Source organism: Runella zeae DSM 19591 (assembly GCF_000423565.1).
Lineage (GTDB): Bacteria > Bacteroidota > Bacteroidia > Cytophagales > Spirosomataceae > Runella > Runella zeae.
The window spans coordinates 1-16,586 of sequence record NZ_AUIF01000031.1; the positions used below are offsets into that span (position 1 = coordinate 1).

Here is a 16,586-nt window from a genome sequence, read left to right on the forward strand (position 1 = left end):
TGGTTAAATTATATCCTCAGGCTATCAAAATCAGGCTGGTTCAAGATAATTTAAACACGCATAATTTCAGTTCCTTTTATGAGACTTTACCCGCTGATGAAGCCTATGAATTAGCCCAAAGGTTTGAAATCCATTATACTCCTAAATCCGCCAGTTGGCTGAATATGATAGAAATCGAATTTTCAGCCTTATCAAAGCAGTGCCTTAATCGTAGAATTCCAACGCAAGATAAACTTGAATCCGAAATTGAGGCTATTGTCAAAGAACGTAATGATAAACAAATTAAAATAAAATGGCAGTTTACTATTAAAATGCCCGAAGTGCCATGAATTCAAAGTATCAATCTGTCAATCAGAGCAACTTAAAATATAAAATTACTTAAATTACAATGCACTAAGACTGTTGTGCAGCCAGATATTTGTGTGATTTGTGATCCTACTAAAATTGATGAACGAGGTTGTAACGGGGTTCCTGATATGGTAATTGAAGTGTTGTCTCCTTCAACGGCAAAAAAAGACCTGAACGAGAAATTTAACCTTTACGAAGAAGTAGGCATAAGCGAATATTGGATTGTATTTCCTGAGGCAAAAACCGTTAGTATTTATTTACTTGAGGACCAAAAATACGTCCTTCTGGGGCATTTTGGACACCTTCAACAACCTGGGCCATTGCAAGTTCGTACACTGCCTGAGTTGGAGGTTGACTTGGAAGATGTTTTTGAAAACGTGGTTTAATCACTTATTTCTCTTTGGGGTTTCCCCGTATTTCTCTTTGTAAGCTTTAATAAAATGGGAAACACTCTCATAGCCAATTTCCATACTAACTTCTGATACGTTTTTATTGGCGTTTTTGAGTAAAAAGGCCGCTTGTTCGAGGCGTTTTTGTTTAATCCAATGCGCTGGAGAGGTGTGAAATTGGGCTTCAAATTCGCGTTTAAACGCGGACAAACTTCGTCCTGAGAGATGGGCTAATTCGCTTATTGTGAGCGGTTTCAGATAATAGTTATTGAGCAGGTATTCTAAGTCTGTTTTTTGCCCTTTGTAAATATTAAACAAGATGGTTTTGAGTTGATTGGAGCCGTCGATTTCCAATAAATGAAGCAGTAATTCCTGAAACTTGAGTCGTAAAAACTGATTCAAGTAGGGCGTTTGTGAGTTGAAATAGGGAAAAAGGGAATCAATGAACTTTTCAAAGGCCGAAGAGGACTGTAACGCCAAAATAGGCTGAGGGTTTTCGACGTCGGCTTTGTCGAACAACGATTGGTTTTGGCTTACAAACTCTTTCAGTAGTTTTTCATGAAAGAAAAAAACAAGGCTGCGGTAATCGCTTCCGATGGATTCGTTCATGGAATAGCAGCCCCGTTGGAAAAATAAAATTTGTCCTTTGCGCACGTGCAGGTCTTGGTTGGGGGAGATAAATTTCTTTTCTCCTTCCAGCACTACAACGACGGCGTGTTCTTCAAAGAAAATCTCGTTACGCTCGGGATACACGTCGCTTCGGTAGGCCACAAAAGTCGTGTCCTGAATTTTCAGAGACTGAAACTGTTGGGCGCTGATGGAAGAAGGGACGCGAAGCATGGGGGAAAGTTAATCGTTATTAGTTAATTGTAACGTCGGCAGGGTTCAGCCGGCAGTGATTATAAACCCTGCCGAATTGAAACGTCGGCAGGGTTTAGCCGGCAGTGATTATAAACCCTACCGAATTGTAACGTCGGCAGGGTTCAGCTGGCAATGATTACAAAAACCCTGCCGACGTTTATTAGTGGGTTCAGCTGGCAATGATTACAAAAACCCTGCCGACGTTTATTAGTGGGTTCAGCCGGCAATAATTACAAACCCTGCCGACGTTTATCAGTTAAACGCACCGCCTTTTTTCAGAGACTCGTATTCATTGCCGATGGCTTTGTATTGGGATACCAAAAACTTCTGTAACTCTTCATTAAACACTTTTTTATCGTCATCAGACAATGTGTCGTACAAATCTTTCAACTCTTGGTTGATAGCAGCTTTCTCGGCTTCGTCGCGGGCATTGATGGCGCGTACGTGGTATTTTCTGAAATCAAAGTTCATTTTCTATCTCTTCAATCAATTTTTTTAATTCTTTATCAGTAAGTGTACTTTGTTCTGATTTATCATAAATATCAGCTAGATACACTCGATTATTTAGAAAAACTACTACTGTTATCTCAAAGCTCATTGAGGAAATCTTCGATGGTTTTGGATGGGAGTTTGCCAGCCTCCATTTTCTTGACCTGATTGATAGAAGATTTCAAACGTTTTTTCCAATATAGTCTTACTTTCATTTGCTCATACTGACGACTGTATCGCTCCCATTCTTCAACTGGCATCTGAACAACTCTTCCTTGAGAAGTATCTATTTCTTTTAAATGGAGTTTCATGCTCTTTTAAAGTTTATATCAAAAACTCAAACAAATCAGGTTTATTATTGATGTATTCAAACTGAATATTGTGCTCTTTCATGCGGGCTAAAAGCGGCTCGAAATCTTCTTTGTGACGTAGTTCGATACCTACCAAAGCAGGCCCACGTTCACGCGCGGTTTTTTTAGAATATTCAAAGTGGGCAATGTCATCGTTGGGGCCAAGTACGTGGTTTAAAAACTCTTTAAACGCGCCCGAACGCTGCGGAAAGCGAATGATAAAGTAATGTTTTAGTCCTTCGTACAGGAGCGAACGCTCTTTGATTTCTTCGGTGCGCGTGATGTCGTTATTGCCACCTCCAATCAATAACACCACATCTTTGCCTTTGATTTCGTCTTTGATTTGGTCAAGGGCGGCTACGGTAAGTGCTCCTGCGGGCTCAACCACAATGGCCTCTTCGTTGTACAGTTGCAAAATCGTGGAGCAGACTTTCCCTTCGGGAATTAGCAAAATATCGTCCAAATTTTTGCGACACACCTCGAATGTATGTTCTCCTGCGCGTTTGACGGCGGCACCGTCCACAAACTTATCAATGTTGTCGAGCGTAACGACGTGTCCCTCTTTAATAGCGGTGTGCATCGTGGGAGAACCTACGGGTTCTACGCCAATCAGCTTAGTGGCGGGACTAAGTTGTTTAAAAACGGTGGTCACGCCAGAAGCTAGTCCACCGCCACCGATAGCAAAAAGTAAGTAGTCTATTTTGAAGTCGGCATCGCGGAAAATTTCCAAACCTACGGTTCCTTGTCCTTCCATCACCTGCACGTCGTCAAAAGGGTGAATGAATGTAGCGGCGTGGGCTTCGCAAAAATGCTTCGCAGCGTGATAGGCGTCATCGTAGGTATCGCCGTGGAGGACTACTTCAATCTGGTTTTTTCCAAACAACTTCACCTGTTTTACTTTTTGAGCAGGGGTCGTGCTGGGCATAAAAATAGTGCCACGGACTTGCATCTTATTGCAAGCATACGCCACTCCTTGCGCGTGGTTTCCTGCACTGGCACATACGACTCCTTTTTCGAGGGCTTCGGCCGATAAACTGGCCATTTTGTTGTACGCTCCCCTGATTTTGTACGAACGAACCACTTGCAAGTCTTCTCGCTTGAAATAGATATTGGCTTCGTAACGCTCCGAAAAGTTGAGATTAAGCTCTAAGTCGGTGTGTTTGGCGACTTTACGAATGCGTTCGGCAGCTTGTAATATATTGTCGAACGTCGGAAAATCGGCATTTTTGGCTTTATGTTTTTCGGGTGCAAGGCTCATGACATTGTAGTTTTAATAAGATGAAATCAAAGCTTCGGCAGGAATGTTTAAGGAATTATGAAGCTTTCTTATCATTGAAAGACTAAGTTTGCGTCTCCCGCTTAAAATATCAGATTTACGACTTCTGTTACCTAAAATTTTGTTTAAATCACTCTCCTTCATCCCCAATTGGTCTAAACGGAACTTGATTGCTTCAATGGGATGCGGCGGTCCAATAGGGTGCCTTTGCCGTTCATATTCTTTTACTAACAATGTCAATATCTCAAACTCAGCTTCTTCTTCTGATTCTGCTGAAATATCAGTTTGTATAAGTTCGTAAAGACGCTCTAATACTATTTCGTATTGAGCTTCTGTTTTAATCGGCTTTAACATATCTTATAGTTTTAGCATCAATTTTATCGTACTCTTGGTGCGTATCTACCCAAACAATGAAAACGGTTTGGAGACGATATTCTATATCTACCAATAAACGGTATCTGTTTCCATGAATATTAAAAACAACTCGCTTATTCGTTACGATAGAAGCACTCCGATACTGCTGTTTAAGCTCGTTGGGCGATAGCCAAACGGCCTTTTCTGCTTCAGCAAACCATGCTTTCAAGGGGTGTTCGGCCAATAGTTCTTTTTCCCAATATGACTTCAATGTTTTTATGGCAACCACTCTCATATCAACAAATATACAAAATTGTAACCATTTTGGTTGCGTTTTTATAAAAAAGACGAGTAAGCTAACTTACTCGTCTACAGATATTAAAAGTTTAATTATGTATTTTAATTGCGCTCAGGACGCAAGCTGCGAACGGCAGCACCTGCCTGCCACATTTCAGAGTCGCGAAGCTCGGCCAATTCTACTTCGAGTTTCTCGCGATAGTCTGGTTGTGAGTTACGAGTGATAGAGATGTTGGCTTGCTCACCTGATTTTACTGAGTTGTACAACTGTTGGAACACAGGCTTAGTAGCTTCTTTGAAAGGCTTCCACCAGTCAAGCGCACCACGTTGAGCGGTTGTTGAGCAGTTAGCATACATCCAGTCCATTCCGTTTTCGGCTACGAGTGGCATCAATGATTGTGTCAATTCTTCTACCGTTTCGTTGAAAGCTTCAGATGGAGAGTGGCCGTTTTCGCGCAATACTTCGTACTGAGCCGCGAAAATACCTTGGATAGCCCCCATCAATGTACCACGCTCACCGGTAAGGTCAGACGTTACTTCACGGTAGAAATCGGTTTCAAACAAATAGCCAGAGCCTACGCCGATACCCATAGCGATACATTTCGTACGCGCTTCGCCAGTGGCATTTTGGAACACCGCAAACGATGAGTTAAGACCTTTTCCTTCTACAAACAAACGACGAAGAGAAGTACCTGAGCCCTTAGGAGCTACCAAAAATACATCTACATCAGCAGGAGGAACGATGCCCGTTTGGTCTTTGTACGTAACACCGAATCCGTGTGAGAAATACAACGACTTACCAGCAGTCAAATATTTTTTAACGGTTGGCCACAATTCGATTTGGGCTGCATCCGACAACAAGAAACAAATAATAGTACCTTTTTCGAGAGCTTCCTCAATTTCAAATAGCGTTTCGCCAGGCACCCAGCCGTCAGCCACGGCTTTGTCGTATGTTTTTCCTTTACGCTGCCCAACGATGACATTGAAGCCGTTGTCGCGCATGTTAAGACTCTGACCTGGACCTTGTACACCGTATCCAATAACGGCGATAGTTTCATTTGCTAATACTTCACGTGCTTTTTCAAGAGGAAATTCTTCGCGGGTTACTACTTCTTCTACTGTCCCGCCGAAATTAATCTGTGCCATTGATTGATTGGTTTGTTTGGGTAATACAACTGAATATGTTAAACTTTTTTTGTCTTTTGCCACGTAAGCAAGGCCGACACGCCCACAAATAATCTTATTTTTCTCTGAATGAGCCAATCTTCGGTTTTGAAAATAGTTTTAAATATTTTCTGGAAAATAGGGCCATTCATTATCGTAAAATCCGAACCTGCTTCTTCTATTTTTCGCTGATGTAAGGGCAATATTTTGGACAAAAGACGAAAAAATGCAATTGGAAAAAACAGCCAAAAGTTGAAATATGTATTGAAAACAATCTTACCGTCTCCTTCAAAAATCTTCTTCAACATTCTCATATCATACCTTCTGACATGGTGATTCACCTCATCGTGTTGGTTCCATAAAAACATAAACGCCGGTACTGTCACGCTTACTAGTCCTTCAGGTTTGCAGACTCGTTTCATCTCTGAAACAGCCAAAGTATGGTCTTCCACATGTTCAATTACATCAAAAGCGCACACTAAATCATACTTTTCTGATTCGAAAGGTAATTCCAAAATCGACCCTTGAACGATATCGATAGGGACATTTGCCTTCGTAAATTCATAACACTCTTGGTCGTATTCTACAGACTTGACGTTACCAAACTCCATTAATAGCTCCGACGTTCGACCAGTAGCTACCCCAATATTCAAAATTTGGAGAGGTCTTTTGAATGGTAAATTTTGGCGGAGATGATTCATCAATATCTGGTTACGAACCAAAAACCACCAATGCTCGCGCTCGATAGCATAGTACTCCTGATAATAAGATGATTGCATATTTTATGGAAAGGACATTGGCAACATCAGGGATAATAGCGTACTTACTATTAACAGATACCTTAGTTCTTTTTGAGCAATATGTTCTTTTAAAATCATAAGTAAGAAAAAGAACATACAAAACCCAAACGACAAAGAACGTGTACCATCGGCAACCATGATTGCAATCGCCCCTGTGGCCAACATACATCCTCCAAGCAATACCAACATCCACCAATCCCGCCTCAATACAAGCACGGTAATACCAGCAAATATCAATAACCAAAAACCTTCTAAACCTCTCGTAAACTTATCTCCAATAATACTCAAGCTCCAAGTGATGGTCTTACGAGAGAGATCATTGTCGTGCCCCACTTTAAGACCATAATTAGAAGCTAGCCAACTTCTCACAACTATATACAAGCCTGCACTTATCACTAATACAATGGCAGACAACGGAATCAGTTTTAAATTTAATTTCCCTTGTTTAATCCAATTTTGCACCAATGGCATTAAATATAATAAGCCAATGTAAGTAGAATTGATAATGGCACGCTCATCGCACCAAAATGCCAATTGTGAAAAAAGCAGAATCAACAGGGGGTTTCGGTAATACCACATCAAAATCATGAAACAAAAGGGAAAAATGTCGCAATGTCCCAAAAAATTGATGTAAAAATTGGCCCCTGCATAAATAGCCGTAAAACCCGTAATGAAATAAAAAGTCAGTATTTTGTCTTTTAGGATTCCGTACACTACCTCTATCACAAACCACAAGAATAAAAGCCCCATCAACACATGTAGCACATAAAGACCAGCCACATTAAGATGTAGTACTCTAGCGATGAGCGGAATAGTAATACGAAAAGTCTGATTGGCTTCGTGCGAGCCCGCTTCATAGTCTTGGGGAGTGAAAGGATCTGCGCCTTGCTTAATAATGTCATCCCAAAAAAAACCACCAATCGAACCCGGATGCCTCATCTCTTGGTACAAATTTCGCAGGCCCTTATCGACCAAAATAAAATTAAATGCCAAAAGCGTGGTTGTCGATATAGCCAATGCCAAAAACAAAAGCCTAACTTTCCAAAATTTATTGTCAAAGAACGGTTTTAATTTTGATTCTAACTCATTGAAAGGAGTAGCAAGCGATTGCAGAGGTTTCATGGAATAACATTTACGTGCGCTTTTCAAGGGTTTTTAATATTCTTGAAAAGTTACCAGATAAAGGCACTGCAAATAACGCACTTTTTGAGTATTACTCACGAATTTTCGGCGGGACTTTTCCTTTCAAAGATTCATTATCAACCTTTTGTACTACAAATAATACTCCCAATGCGCTTCTTCGGGCAAAAACTCAACTAAGCCATTGGGGGTTTTACCTACGGCTACACGACCCGATTTCACAAATTCTAGGATACCATAAGGCTTGATGTAGCGGAAAAAGTCTAAGATTTCGGCTTCATCTCCGGCTTTTTCTATCACTACATAATCTAATCCCCAATAGACCACCCACGCTTTGTAAATTTTATTGATAGTCTCAATGTCAAGAGGGCGTGTACCGATAGGGGTAGCGATTTTAAAGAGAGCGATTTCGTTATAAACGACTTCATTGTCTAGATAGCCAAACACCGCTAGCACTTCCACCACTTTCCGAATCTGTTTGACGAGTTTCTCTACTTCTTCACGTTTTTCATGTTTGATAGTAATCGTATAGCGCGAGACTCCCTTACGTTCTGTTTCCGACACCGTCAGACTCTCAATATTGATGCGACGGCGTGTAAACAATATTGTAATCTTATTGAGCAAACCGAACGTATTTTCGGTGAATATGCATATGGTGTATGTTGTCATAAAATTTCAATAATAAAAACTACAAATACTTCTAGCACTCAAGTTTGATATCGGCTACTGCTGCTCCTGCGGGTACCATCGGAAATACGTTCTCTTCTTTTTCGACCATTACTTCGAGCAAATACGGCTTATCAGATTTCAGTAAAGTATCCAAAGAGTCACTAAGATTTTCGCGGTCGGAGCAGGTATGTCCCTGAATTCCAAATCCTTTTGCAATCGTAATGAAATCTGGATTTTGTAATTCAACATACGAATACCGTTTCTCAAAAAACAACTGCTGCCACTGACGCACCATGCCGAGGTAATTGTTGTTGAGAATGATGAGCTTTACAGCCAAACCACTCTGCGCAATCGTTCCTAATTCTTGGATGGTCATTTGGAAGCAGCCGTCACCGATAAAAGCCACTACCTCACGCTCAGTCGCTCCTTTTTTAGCGCCAAATGCCGCAGGAATTGCAAAGCCCATCGTGCCCAAACCGCCAGAAGCAATGTATGAATGGGGTTTTTTGAATTGATAATACCGCGCCGCAATCATCTGATGCTGCCCTACGTCGGCTATGATACAAGCCTCTCCTTTGGTTTTGTCGGAAAGCATACGTACGACTTCGGCCATTTTGATTTCTCCTTCTGGCTTCAATTCTCGCTGCGTAATTTTCTCATCCTCAATCACATCGTACTTTTTAAATTCGCTTTTCCAAGCCGCATGATTGTTTTCCTTCACTAGAGGCAAAAGCTTCTTCAATACTTCTTTGGCATCCCCTACTACGGGCGCATCAGCCTTGATGATTTTATCAATTTCGGAAGGGTCTATTTCGATATGAATCACTTTGGCTTGGCGAATATATTTGGTAGCATCGCCCGTCACACGGTCGTCAAAACGCATTCCAATGGCAATGATTACATCTGCTTGTGTAGTGAGTACATTGGTGCCGTAGTTGCCGTGCATTCCAAGCCAACCCATATAATTGGGATGGTCAATAGGCATGGCAGAAAGCCCCAACAAAGTACTCGCACAAGGGATGTCTGTTTTTTCGACAAAAGCTTTAAATTCTTCCATCGCGCCTGATATAAGTACGCCATGTCCAAACAAAATATAAGGTTTTTTGGCGTTATTAATCAAATCAGCGGCTCTCTCTACATGCTCATCCTTAGGAACTACCCGTGGCTTATAGCTTACCAAAGACTCTACTTTTTTATATTCAAAGGCTTTGGTCATGGCACCTACTTGCGCATCGCGCGCAAAATCAATCACCACGGGGCCTGGCTTACCTGAAGTGGCGATATAAAAAGCCTTTGCTAAAACTTCTGGCACTTCGTCAGCATGGGTAATTTGATAATTCCATTTACAAACGGGCGTAGTTACGCCGATGATGTCTGTTTCCTGAAAAGCGTCCGTTCCCAAAAGTGTAGATTTTACCTGACCTATGATACACACCAAAGGTGTACAATCGATGATAGCATCAGCGATAGGAGTCACGAGGTTTGTACCACCCGGCCCCGATGTGACCAAACATACCCCCGGCTTTCCGCTCGTACGCGCATACCCCTGAGCCGCATGTCCTGCTCCTTGCTCATGACGCACCAAAATATGATCAAGGCGGTCGGTGTAGTCATAAAGGGCATCGTAAGTAGGCATAATAGCCCCGCCAGGATACCCAAAAATCACCTCCGTTCCTTCTGCAATCAGGGATTCCATCAGTGCCTGAGCACCCGAAAGAATACGAGGAGTATCTGCTACAGCTTTGCCATTGGTAGCGGGGGTTTCCTGCGCTACAGGAGTGTCGATAGCAACAGTGTCTTGCTGTGCAATCATGGTTGAGTGGTTTTCCATGACAGTTTGGTTTTAATTTGTTTTATTTTTTGCGTTATGCTTCGTCGGTCACACAGCCTTCACTTGCTGTTTTTACATTACGAATGTACTTACCAAGGGTTCCTTTTTTGAAACTAGGCTCTGGCTGTTTCCATTCTTTACGGCGTTCGGCGAGTTCTTCGTCCGATACATGTAGTTGCAGTACATTATTGACCGCATCAATGGTAATTTTGTCACCGTCTTTTACTAGAGCGATGTTGCCTCCTAAATACGCTTCTGGCGTAACGTGCCCTACCACAAATCCGTGCGTTCCGCCTGAAAAGCGGCCATCCGTAATCATCGCAATTTTATCTCCCAATCCTGCTCCCATTACAGCCGACGTAGGTTTAAGCATTTCGGGCATTCCTGGGCCACCTTTAGGGCCTTCATTGCGGATTACTATTACATGGCCCGCTTTGATTTCGCCTTTAGAGATATATTCTATGACTTCTTCTTCACGTTCGCAAACTTTAGCAATTCCTTCAAAACGCTCCCCTTCTTTACCCGTAATTTTGGCAACGGCTCCTTCGGTAGCAAGATTTCCGTATAAGACTTGCAAGTGTCCAGTAGACTTGAGTGCCTGCTCAACAGGAAATATGATTTTTTGGGTATCAAAGCTAAGGTCGGGAGCATCTGCCAAGTTTTCGGCTACCGTTTTGCCCGTGACAGTGAGACAATCTCCGTGCAAAAATCCTTTTTGATAGAGGTATTTCATCACCGCTGGGATTCCCCCAATCGCAAGTACATCTTCCATGTAATATTTGCCTGAAGGCTTGAGGTCAGCAATGAGCGGTGTACGGTCAGATATATCTTGGATATCTTTCAACGTAAAATCTACTTCTGCTGCTCGCGCAATAGCCAAGTAGTGCAAAACCGCATTGGTAGAACCACCCAAGGCCATCACTACGGTCATTGCATTTTCAAATGCTTTGCGCGTCATGATGTCACGTGGGCAAATATTTTTTTCTAATAACTGCTTCATAGCGGCACCAATAGCGATACACTCGGCTTTTTTGCCTTCATGAGTAGCTGGGTAAGTCGATGAGTTGGGGAGAGTGAGTCCCATTGCTTCCATCGAGCTTGCCATGGTATTGGCGGTGTACATTCCGCCGCAAGCTCCTGCCCCCGGAATCGCATTTTGAATAACCCCTTCGTAATCTTCGTCCGAAATAGTACCCGCAAACTTCTTACCAAGTGCCTCAAATGCCGAGATAATATCTAATTTTTGGCCTTTGTACTCACCCGTGCGGATGGTTCCTCCGTACACAAGCATGGCGGGGCGATTGAGCCTAGCAATAGCCATCATGGCACCGGGCATATTTTTATCACAACCTACTACGGCAATCACCCCGTCGTACCACTGAGCACCTACTACATTTTCGATAGAGTCAGCGATCAAATCACGGCTTGGTAAAGAATAGCTCATACCATTGTTGCCGTTGGTCATTCCGTCCGAAACTCCAATGGTATGAAAAATAAGGCCCACCATGCCATTTTCTTGAATACCTTTTTTGACATGCACCGATAGACCGTTGAGGTGCATATTGCAAGTATTGCCTTCATAGCCCGTACTAGCGATACCTATCTGGGCTTTTTGCATGTCTTCCTGCGTCAACCCTACCCCATACAACATCGCTTTGGCGGCGGGGTTGGTTACTTCTTGTGTAAGCGTGCGACTAAATTTGTTGAGTTGTTCTGACATATAGGAGGTTATGTTAAAAAAAGCCTCACTCATTGGAGGTGTGAGTGAGGCTTTTGGTCTAGCAATTAGGAGCCACTCACACCATTTGGGTGCTGATAATGACGACCACGACGACTAGTATTACGTTAAACATTTTTAGCAAAATTTTTCTTTTAGCGAAATTACGCTAATTGCGTATTTGCGTTACAAATAAAGAGAGTCACTTTCTATTTTCCAAACAAAATCTTACTTTTTTGTATTTTATTAATCTAACAGTGCGTTTCTGATTCATATAGGCATAAAACTGTTGTGAGATTATAATTTTCCTATCCTTAAGGCCATTATCAAAAAAATATTGTAAAAGAACAACGACTTATTGTACTAAACAAACAATATCACCATTAATTGAAACTTTTTATATAACTTTTCCGCTAATAAAAATATATAATACAACTAAATACAGCTATGCTTGAGATTATTGGCTATGTAGCCGGAAGTTTGACCACTCTCGCTTTTGTTCCCCAAGTATTACAGATATACCGTACTAAATCTGTAAAGGATGTATCGCTTGCGATGTTTTTAATATTTACCTTGGGTGTGGCTTTATGGCTGGGGTATGGCATTATGACTCATTCTCTGCCAGTGGTGGCGGCCAATGCCGTTACGTTGATTTTGTCTTTTGTGATTCTCTATTTCAAATGGAAATACAATGAAGCAAATTTGTCAAAATAAAACCCACGAAAAAACGCCCTTTCTAAGCCTAAAATGACTTAAGAAAGGGCGTGGTATATTACTCTTCTAAAAACTTATCCTCCTACTACACTCAGCTTCACCGCATTGGTCTTACGATGCTTACTGATAGGCATACTTAGGGTATTCACAAAGATATCCCCTGTATGCAGAGCTCCTCTTTCGATAAGTACTTGCTTGATGTCTTCTATTAAATCGTCCGACGAGAGATCCTCACGATCATAATAAATCGCTTTTACTCCCCAATACAACGCCAATGTACACATCAACTGACGATTGGGGGTAAATATATACAAATCAGCCTCTGGACGGTGATGCGAGAGACGTATAGCAGTATAGCCTGAGCGTGTCACGCCTATGATCGCTTTGGCTTGGGTATCGCGTGCCAATCGGCAAGCGCTCATTACTACATTGTCGTTCAGAACACTAGGGCCAGGGTTGTCATTGACCGCAGCATGATATTTAAAATAGATTTGCGTATCATCTGCCTTTTTGGCGGCTTCGGTGATTTCTACTTGATAAATGGTATTGGCCATGCTTGTGACCGACTCTATCGGATACCTCCCTGAGGCTGTTTCGGCACTTAGCATCACGGCGTCGGCTCCGTCCAATACCGAGTTGGCGATGTCGTTGATTTCGGCACGTGTAGGGCGTGGCGCCTCAATCATACTTTCGAGCATTTGAGTAGCTACAATGACGGGCTTGGCGGCGCGATTACATTTTTCGACAATCATCTTTTGAATCATCGGTACTTCTTCGGCGGGCAATTCTACCCCCAAGTCTCCGCGAGCTACCATGATAGCATCGGTAGCTTCGATGATTCCATCTATATTGGCTACGGCTTCAGGTTTTTCGATTTTGGCTACCACACGGCAATTTTTACCTTTGGCCTTGATGTAGTCTTTTACTTCTTGGATATCCGACGCATAGCGCACAAACGAAAGAGCAATCCACTCTACATCATGCTCTAGGCCAAAATCTAAATCTTCGTAGTCTTTTTCAGTAACAGACGGCATGGAGACCTTAGTGTTTGGAAGATTTACTCCTTTCTTAGATTTCAACATGCCATCATACACCACTTCAGTGACTACATCCGTTCCTTCTACCCGTAGTACTTTTACTTCGAGCTTACCATCGTCCATCAAAATACGCTCTCCTACCTTTACATCTTGGTACATTCCTTTGTAAGGAGTACTAACACGCTCGGAGGTTCCGACGATATCGTCGTTGGTGAAAACCAATTCTTGACCAGCTACTATTTTTACGCCGTCTTTGTGCTCGACGTTACCAATCCTAATTTTGGGGCCTTGTAAGTCTTGCAAAATCCCAATGCTGAGGCCGTAGTTAGTGTTGTTTTCGCGAATACGTTTGATACGCTCTAAGTGATCGGCGTGAGAGCCGTGCGAAAAATTTAATCTAAAAACATTCACACCTGCTTTCGCTAAAGCATAAAGTATCTCTGAAGATTCAGAAGTGGGACCTACAGTAGCAACAATCTTGGTCTTTTTACTAATCATCGTGGTTAGGTTTTTGATAATTATATTTAGAGGCAATCCACATCTATGGTTACATCTGCCCCTTTCAAAGTTTTATCCGTTAATATATCTGTTACTTTTTCGAGTATAAAAGTCTTTGCGGCCTTAAAATTAACTTTTTCGCGTTCGAGTTTAATAAGAATGTCAAACAAAAACCTATTTCGGATGCGTTCGACTAGCGGCGGCTGGGGTCCTAGCACCCTATCTAGCCCCATTTTTTCAACCAATAATTGGGTCAATTTTTGGGCGGCATGTTGAGCCATATCTTGCTCCAAATGCTTCACTGTCAGCTTGATAAGCCTTGTAAAAGGAGGATACTTAAACTGCTCACGTTCGATGATTTCCTCCTCATACATCCCGTCATAATCGTTCGTAATAATTTTTTGTAAAATCTTTTGTCCTGGATTGCCCGTCTGAATCAAAACTTTGCCTTTGCGGTCGGCACGGCGCCCTGCTCTCCCACTGACTTGAGTTATCAACTGAAAAGCCCTTTCGGTAGCTCTGAGGTCTGGAAAATGAATCATCCTATCAGCATCAAAAACTCCCACCACACTCACATTCTCAAAATCCAACCCTTTACTAATCATCTGAGTCCCGACCAAAATATCTACATTCCCTTGTTCGATATCCTCAATTATCTCTTTGTAGGCATTTTTGGCGCGAGTCGTGTCTAAGTCCATACGTGCCACACGGGCTGTCGGAAAAAATATTTTTAATTGGTCTTCGAGCTTTTCGGTACCAAACCCCACCGTACGCACTTTGGTAGATCCGCAAGACGGACAAAATTTAGGAACTGCTTCGGTATGCCCACAATAATGACACCGCAGCTCTGCGTCTTTTTGGTGATACGTCAGGCTTACTGCACAGTTTTCGCACTCACCAATCCAAGCGCACTCTTCACACTGCAAATAAGACGAATACCCACGTCGATTTTGAAAAATAATGCTTTGTTCGTTGCGGTCGAGCGTGTTGCGCAGCTCCTCTAAAAGCACCGACGAAAACTCGTACTTCATCTTTTTGCTTTTGCGCTCTTGCTTTGTATCTATCAGCACAAAAGAAGGCATACTTGCTTTTCCGTATCGTTCGGTAAGTTTTACTAAGCCATAACGCCCATTCAAGGCCTGATAATAAGATTCAAGAGCAGGCGTAGCAGAGCCTAGCAATACCTTCGCACGTTGTCTTTGAGCGGCCACTATCGACACATCTCTGGCATGATAGCGAGGAGCAGGGTCGTACTGTTTATAAGAACTTTCGTGCTCTTCATCTACGATGATAAGGCCTAGGCTATCAAATGGCAAAAAGATAGCAGACCTCACTCCTACCACCAACTGAAACTGCCCCGAGACTACCCCTTTCCACACTTCGACGCGTTCGTTGTCCGAAAATTTGGAATGATAAATACCCAACTTATCCCCAAATACTTTTTTGAGCCGCACCACGATTTGGGTAGTAAGGGCTATTTCGGGCAGTAAAAAAAGTACTTGTGAGCCACTTGCCAATACTTGCTGAGCTAAGTGAATATAGACTTCGGTTTTGCCACTCCCCGTGACTCCGTGGAGCAGCACGGTGTCTTTTTCTTGAAATTGGGAAATAATCTCATCGAAAGCGCCCTGCTGAGCCGAAGTAAGCTCAATCTTGATGTCAGCATTAAAGTCGGGCTTTACATCAGCAAATCGAGATACTGTAACTTCAAATTCTTCAAAGACTCCCTTCTTGATGAGGGTGCTTAGGGCCGAGTCTGATACATCTTCAGCTTGAGTAAAAAAACTTTTTTCTAAACCCGCACGATTGGCATAGGGCACATTTTGAATCGGGACCTGACTCATATAGCGCATCACCACCTCTTGTTGTTTGGGTGATTTTGCCAGCTGACTGATTAGCTCTAGTACATTTTCCTTTGTCTCGTAGATCCCTTTGAGCTTTACTTTTTTTACAATCCTTGGCTTATACTTCTCTTTTACTTCTTCAAAAAGCAGAATAGCCCTTTTGCCAATGAGAGATTTAATGATAGGATTGATATTTTGTATTCCTACTCGCTTGCTCACTTCTTCATAAGTGAGGGATTGGTATTTTTTTATTTCTACTAAAAGTTCGCTCTCCTCCTCGGTCAGCAAATCATGATAATCAAAATCAGGATTAAACTGAATCTTAGACTGACTCGTGATTTTGAGTCCAGAAGGTAATGCCACATTGAGTACTTCACCTACATGACATAAGTAATATTCGGCAATCCAATGAAAGAGTTCGATTTGGTAAGGAGTAATCAAAGGCTCTTCGTCGAGTAGCTCCGCAATATACTTGGCTTGATAGCGACTAGGAGGAGTATGATGAATATGTGCCACGACGCCTGTCACGACTCTATTTTTACCAAATGGCACTACTACTCTGGCACCATTTTTGATAAAAGGAGCCATCGCCCTAGGAACTCTGTAAGTAAACAGCTGCGATACAGGTACTGGCAAAATCAAATCCGCAAACAGCGTCACTTCTTCCCAAGCAAAATCTTCGTTTTCTGTCGTCAACACGTTTTTTTGACCCAATAAATGAAACCGCAAGATAATGTTTTCATTTCATAATCTTTATACTGGCAAGATATTTGACATATACAGTATGTCAAATAAATGACATATACCC

Annotated in this window: 17 protein-coding genes; 3 read left to right on the top strand and 14 right to left on the bottom strand. The window is 42.2% G+C overall.

Translation table 11 applies throughout. The features are described from left to right. The coding region (locus tag G563_RS0107605) for a transposase (RefSeq protein ID WP_028664802.1) at positions 1 to 329 on the top strand (329 nt) is incomplete at its 5' end. Between the two features lie 75 nt (positions 330 to 404). Continuing rightward, positions 405 to 734, top strand: coding sequence for a Uma2 family endonuclease (locus tag G563_RS33940; RefSeq protein WP_229598454.1), 330 nt, complete (start codon positions 405 to 407; stop codon positions 732 to 734). On the opposite strand, the gene G563_RS0107615 is transcribed toward G563_RS33940, so the two are convergent. The 12 genes from G563_RS0107615 to ilvD all read right to left on the bottom strand — a co-directional run bounded on the left by G563_RS0107615 (position 735) and on the right by ilvD (position 11,688). Beyond that, positions 735 to 1,577 (bottom strand): helix-turn-helix domain-containing protein, encoded by an 843-nt coding sequence (locus tag G563_RS0107615; RefSeq protein WP_028664803.1) that lies wholly within the window; start codon positions 1,575 to 1,577, stop codon positions 735 to 737. A gap of 273 nt (positions 1,578 to 1,850) precedes the next feature. After that, the gene (locus tag G563_RS0107620; RefSeq protein ID WP_028664804.1) at positions 1,851 to 2,069 is read right to left on the bottom strand and encodes a hypothetical protein; all 219 of its coding nucleotides are present in this window, start codon (positions 2,067 to 2,069) and stop codon (positions 1,851 to 1,853) included. A gap of 116 nt (positions 2,070 to 2,185) precedes the next feature. After that, a complete protein-coding gene (locus G563_RS0107630) occupies positions 2,186 to 2,398 on the bottom strand; it encodes a hypothetical protein (RefSeq protein ID WP_028664805.1) in 213 nt (70 codons plus the stop codon). A gap of 13 nt (positions 2,399 to 2,411) precedes the next feature. Next, on the bottom strand, positions 2,412 to 3,695 hold the full coding sequence (gene ilvA / locus G563_RS0107635) for a threonine ammonia-lyase (protein WP_028664806.1): 1,284 nt from the start codon (positions 3,693 to 3,695) through the stop codon (positions 2,412 to 2,414). 12 nt (positions 3,696 to 3,707) lie between these two features. After that, positions 3,708 to 4,067, bottom strand: coding sequence for a helix-turn-helix domain-containing protein (locus G563_RS0107640; protein ID WP_028664807.1), 360 nt, complete (start codon positions 4,065 to 4,067; stop codon positions 3,708 to 3,710). Further along, on the bottom strand, positions 4,051 to 4,338 hold the full coding sequence (locus G563_RS0107645; RefSeq protein WP_229598455.1) for a type II toxin-antitoxin system HigB family toxin: 288 nt from the start codon (positions 4,336 to 4,338) through the stop codon (positions 4,051 to 4,053). Before G563_RS0107645 ends, G563_RS0107640 begins: the two co-directional genes overlap by 17 nt. Before the next feature lie 128 nt (positions 4,339 to 4,466). After that, positions 4,467 to 5,510 carry a ketol-acid reductoisomerase gene (ilvC, locus tag G563_RS0107650; protein WP_028664809.1) on the bottom strand — a complete coding sequence of 348 codons (1,044 nt, stop codon included), beginning with the start codon at positions 5,508 to 5,510 and terminating at the stop codon, positions 4,467 to 4,469. Between the two features lie 38 nt (positions 5,511 to 5,548). Further along, complete coding sequence (locus G563_RS0107655; protein ID WP_028664810.1) at positions 5,549 to 6,307, bottom strand: class I SAM-dependent methyltransferase; 759 nt, start codon at positions 6,305 to 6,307, stop codon at positions 5,549 to 5,551. 3 nt (positions 6,308 to 6,310) lie between these two features. After that, positions 6,311 to 7,450 carry a hypothetical protein gene (locus G563_RS0107660; protein WP_028664811.1) on the bottom strand — a complete coding sequence of 380 codons (1,140 nt, stop codon included), beginning with the start codon at positions 7,448 to 7,450 and terminating at the stop codon, positions 6,311 to 6,313. A 150-nt stretch (positions 7,451 to 7,600) separates the two neighbouring features. Continuing rightward, the gene (ilvN, locus tag G563_RS0107665) at positions 7,601 to 8,137 is read right to left on the bottom strand and encodes an acetolactate synthase small subunit (protein ID WP_028664812.1); all 537 of its coding nucleotides are present in this window, start codon (positions 8,135 to 8,137) and stop codon (positions 7,601 to 7,603) included. Between the two features lie 31 nt (positions 8,138 to 8,168). After that, complete coding sequence (gene ilvB, locus G563_RS0107670; protein WP_028664813.1) at positions 8,169 to 9,968, bottom strand: biosynthetic-type acetolactate synthase large subunit; 1,800 nt, start codon at positions 9,966 to 9,968, stop codon at positions 8,169 to 8,171. A 34-nt stretch (positions 9,969 to 10,002) separates the two neighbouring features. Further along, positions 10,003 to 11,688, bottom strand: coding sequence for a dihydroxy-acid dehydratase (gene ilvD, locus G563_RS0107675; protein WP_028664814.1), 1,686 nt, complete (start codon positions 11,686 to 11,688; stop codon positions 10,003 to 10,005). A 444-nt stretch (positions 11,689 to 12,132) separates the two neighbouring features. Between ilvD and G563_RS0107680 the strand changes: the two genes are divergently transcribed. After that, positions 12,133 to 12,399, top strand: a complete 267-nt coding sequence (locus tag G563_RS0107680; protein WP_028664815.1) for an SWEET family sugar transporter — start codon at positions 12,133 to 12,135, stop codon at positions 12,397 to 12,399. A 74-nt stretch (positions 12,400 to 12,473) separates the two neighbouring features. Here G563_RS0107680 and pyk read toward each other — a convergent pair whose 3' ends face one another. Then, positions 12,474 to 13,934, bottom strand: coding sequence for a pyruvate kinase (gene pyk, locus G563_RS0107685; protein WP_084650803.1), 1,461 nt, complete (start codon positions 13,932 to 13,934; stop codon positions 12,474 to 12,476). A gap of 26 nt (positions 13,935 to 13,960) precedes the next feature. After that, complete coding sequence (priA, locus tag G563_RS0107690; RefSeq protein WP_157585144.1) at positions 13,961 to 16,477, bottom strand: replication restart helicase PriA; 2,517 nt, start codon at positions 16,475 to 16,477, stop codon at positions 13,961 to 13,963. Between the last annotated feature and the right edge of the window lie 109 nt (positions 16,478 to 16,586).

Excerpts from the sequence above, each read along its gene's own strand:
- G563_RS0107615 (WP_028664803.1), bottom strand. The coding sequence starts at position 1,577 with ATGCTTCGCGTCCCTTCTTCCATCAGCGCCCAACAGTTTCAGTCTCTG.
- G563_RS0107620 (WP_028664804.1), bottom strand. The coding sequence starts at position 2,069 with ATGAACTTTGATTTCAGAAAATACCACGTACGCGCCATCAATGCCCGC.
- G563_RS0107630 (WP_028664805.1), bottom strand. The coding sequence starts at position 2,398 with ATGAAACTCCATTTAAAAGAAATAGATACTTCTCAAGGAAGAGTTGTT.
- ilvA (WP_028664806.1), bottom strand. The coding sequence starts at position 3,695 with ATGAGCCTTGCACCCGAAAAACATAAAGCCAAAAATGCCGATTTTCCG.
- G563_RS0107640 (WP_028664807.1), bottom strand. The coding sequence starts at position 4,067 with ATGTTAAAGCCGATTAAAACAGAAGCTCAATACGAAATAGTATTAGAG.
- ilvC (WP_028664809.1), bottom strand. The coding sequence starts at position 5,510 with ATGGCACAGATTAATTTCGGCGGGACAGTAGAAGAAGTAGTAACCCGC.
- G563_RS0107655 (WP_028664810.1), bottom strand. The coding sequence starts at position 6,307 with ATGCAATCATCTTATTATCAGGAGTACTATGCTATCGAGCGCGAGCAT.
- G563_RS0107660 (WP_028664811.1), bottom strand. The coding sequence starts at position 7,450 with ATGAAACCTCTGCAATCGCTTGCTACTCCTTTCAATGAGTTAGAATCA.
- ilvN (WP_028664812.1), bottom strand. The coding sequence starts at position 8,137 with ATGACAACATACACCATATGCATATTCACCGAAAATACGTTCGGTTTG.
- ilvB (WP_028664813.1), bottom strand. The coding sequence starts at position 9,968 with ATGGAAAACCACTCAACCATGATTGCACAGCAAGACACTGTTGCTATC.
- ilvD (WP_028664814.1), bottom strand. The coding sequence starts at position 11,688 with ATGTCAGAACAACTCAACAAATTTAGTCGCACGCTTACACAAGAAGTA.
- G563_RS0107680 (WP_028664815.1), top strand. The coding sequence starts at position 12,133 with ATGCTTGAGATTATTGGCTATGTAGCCGGAAGTTTGACCACTCTCGCT.
- pyk (WP_084650803.1), bottom strand. The coding sequence starts at position 13,934 with ATGATTAGTAAAAAGACCAAGATTGTTGCTACTGTAGGTCCCACTTCT.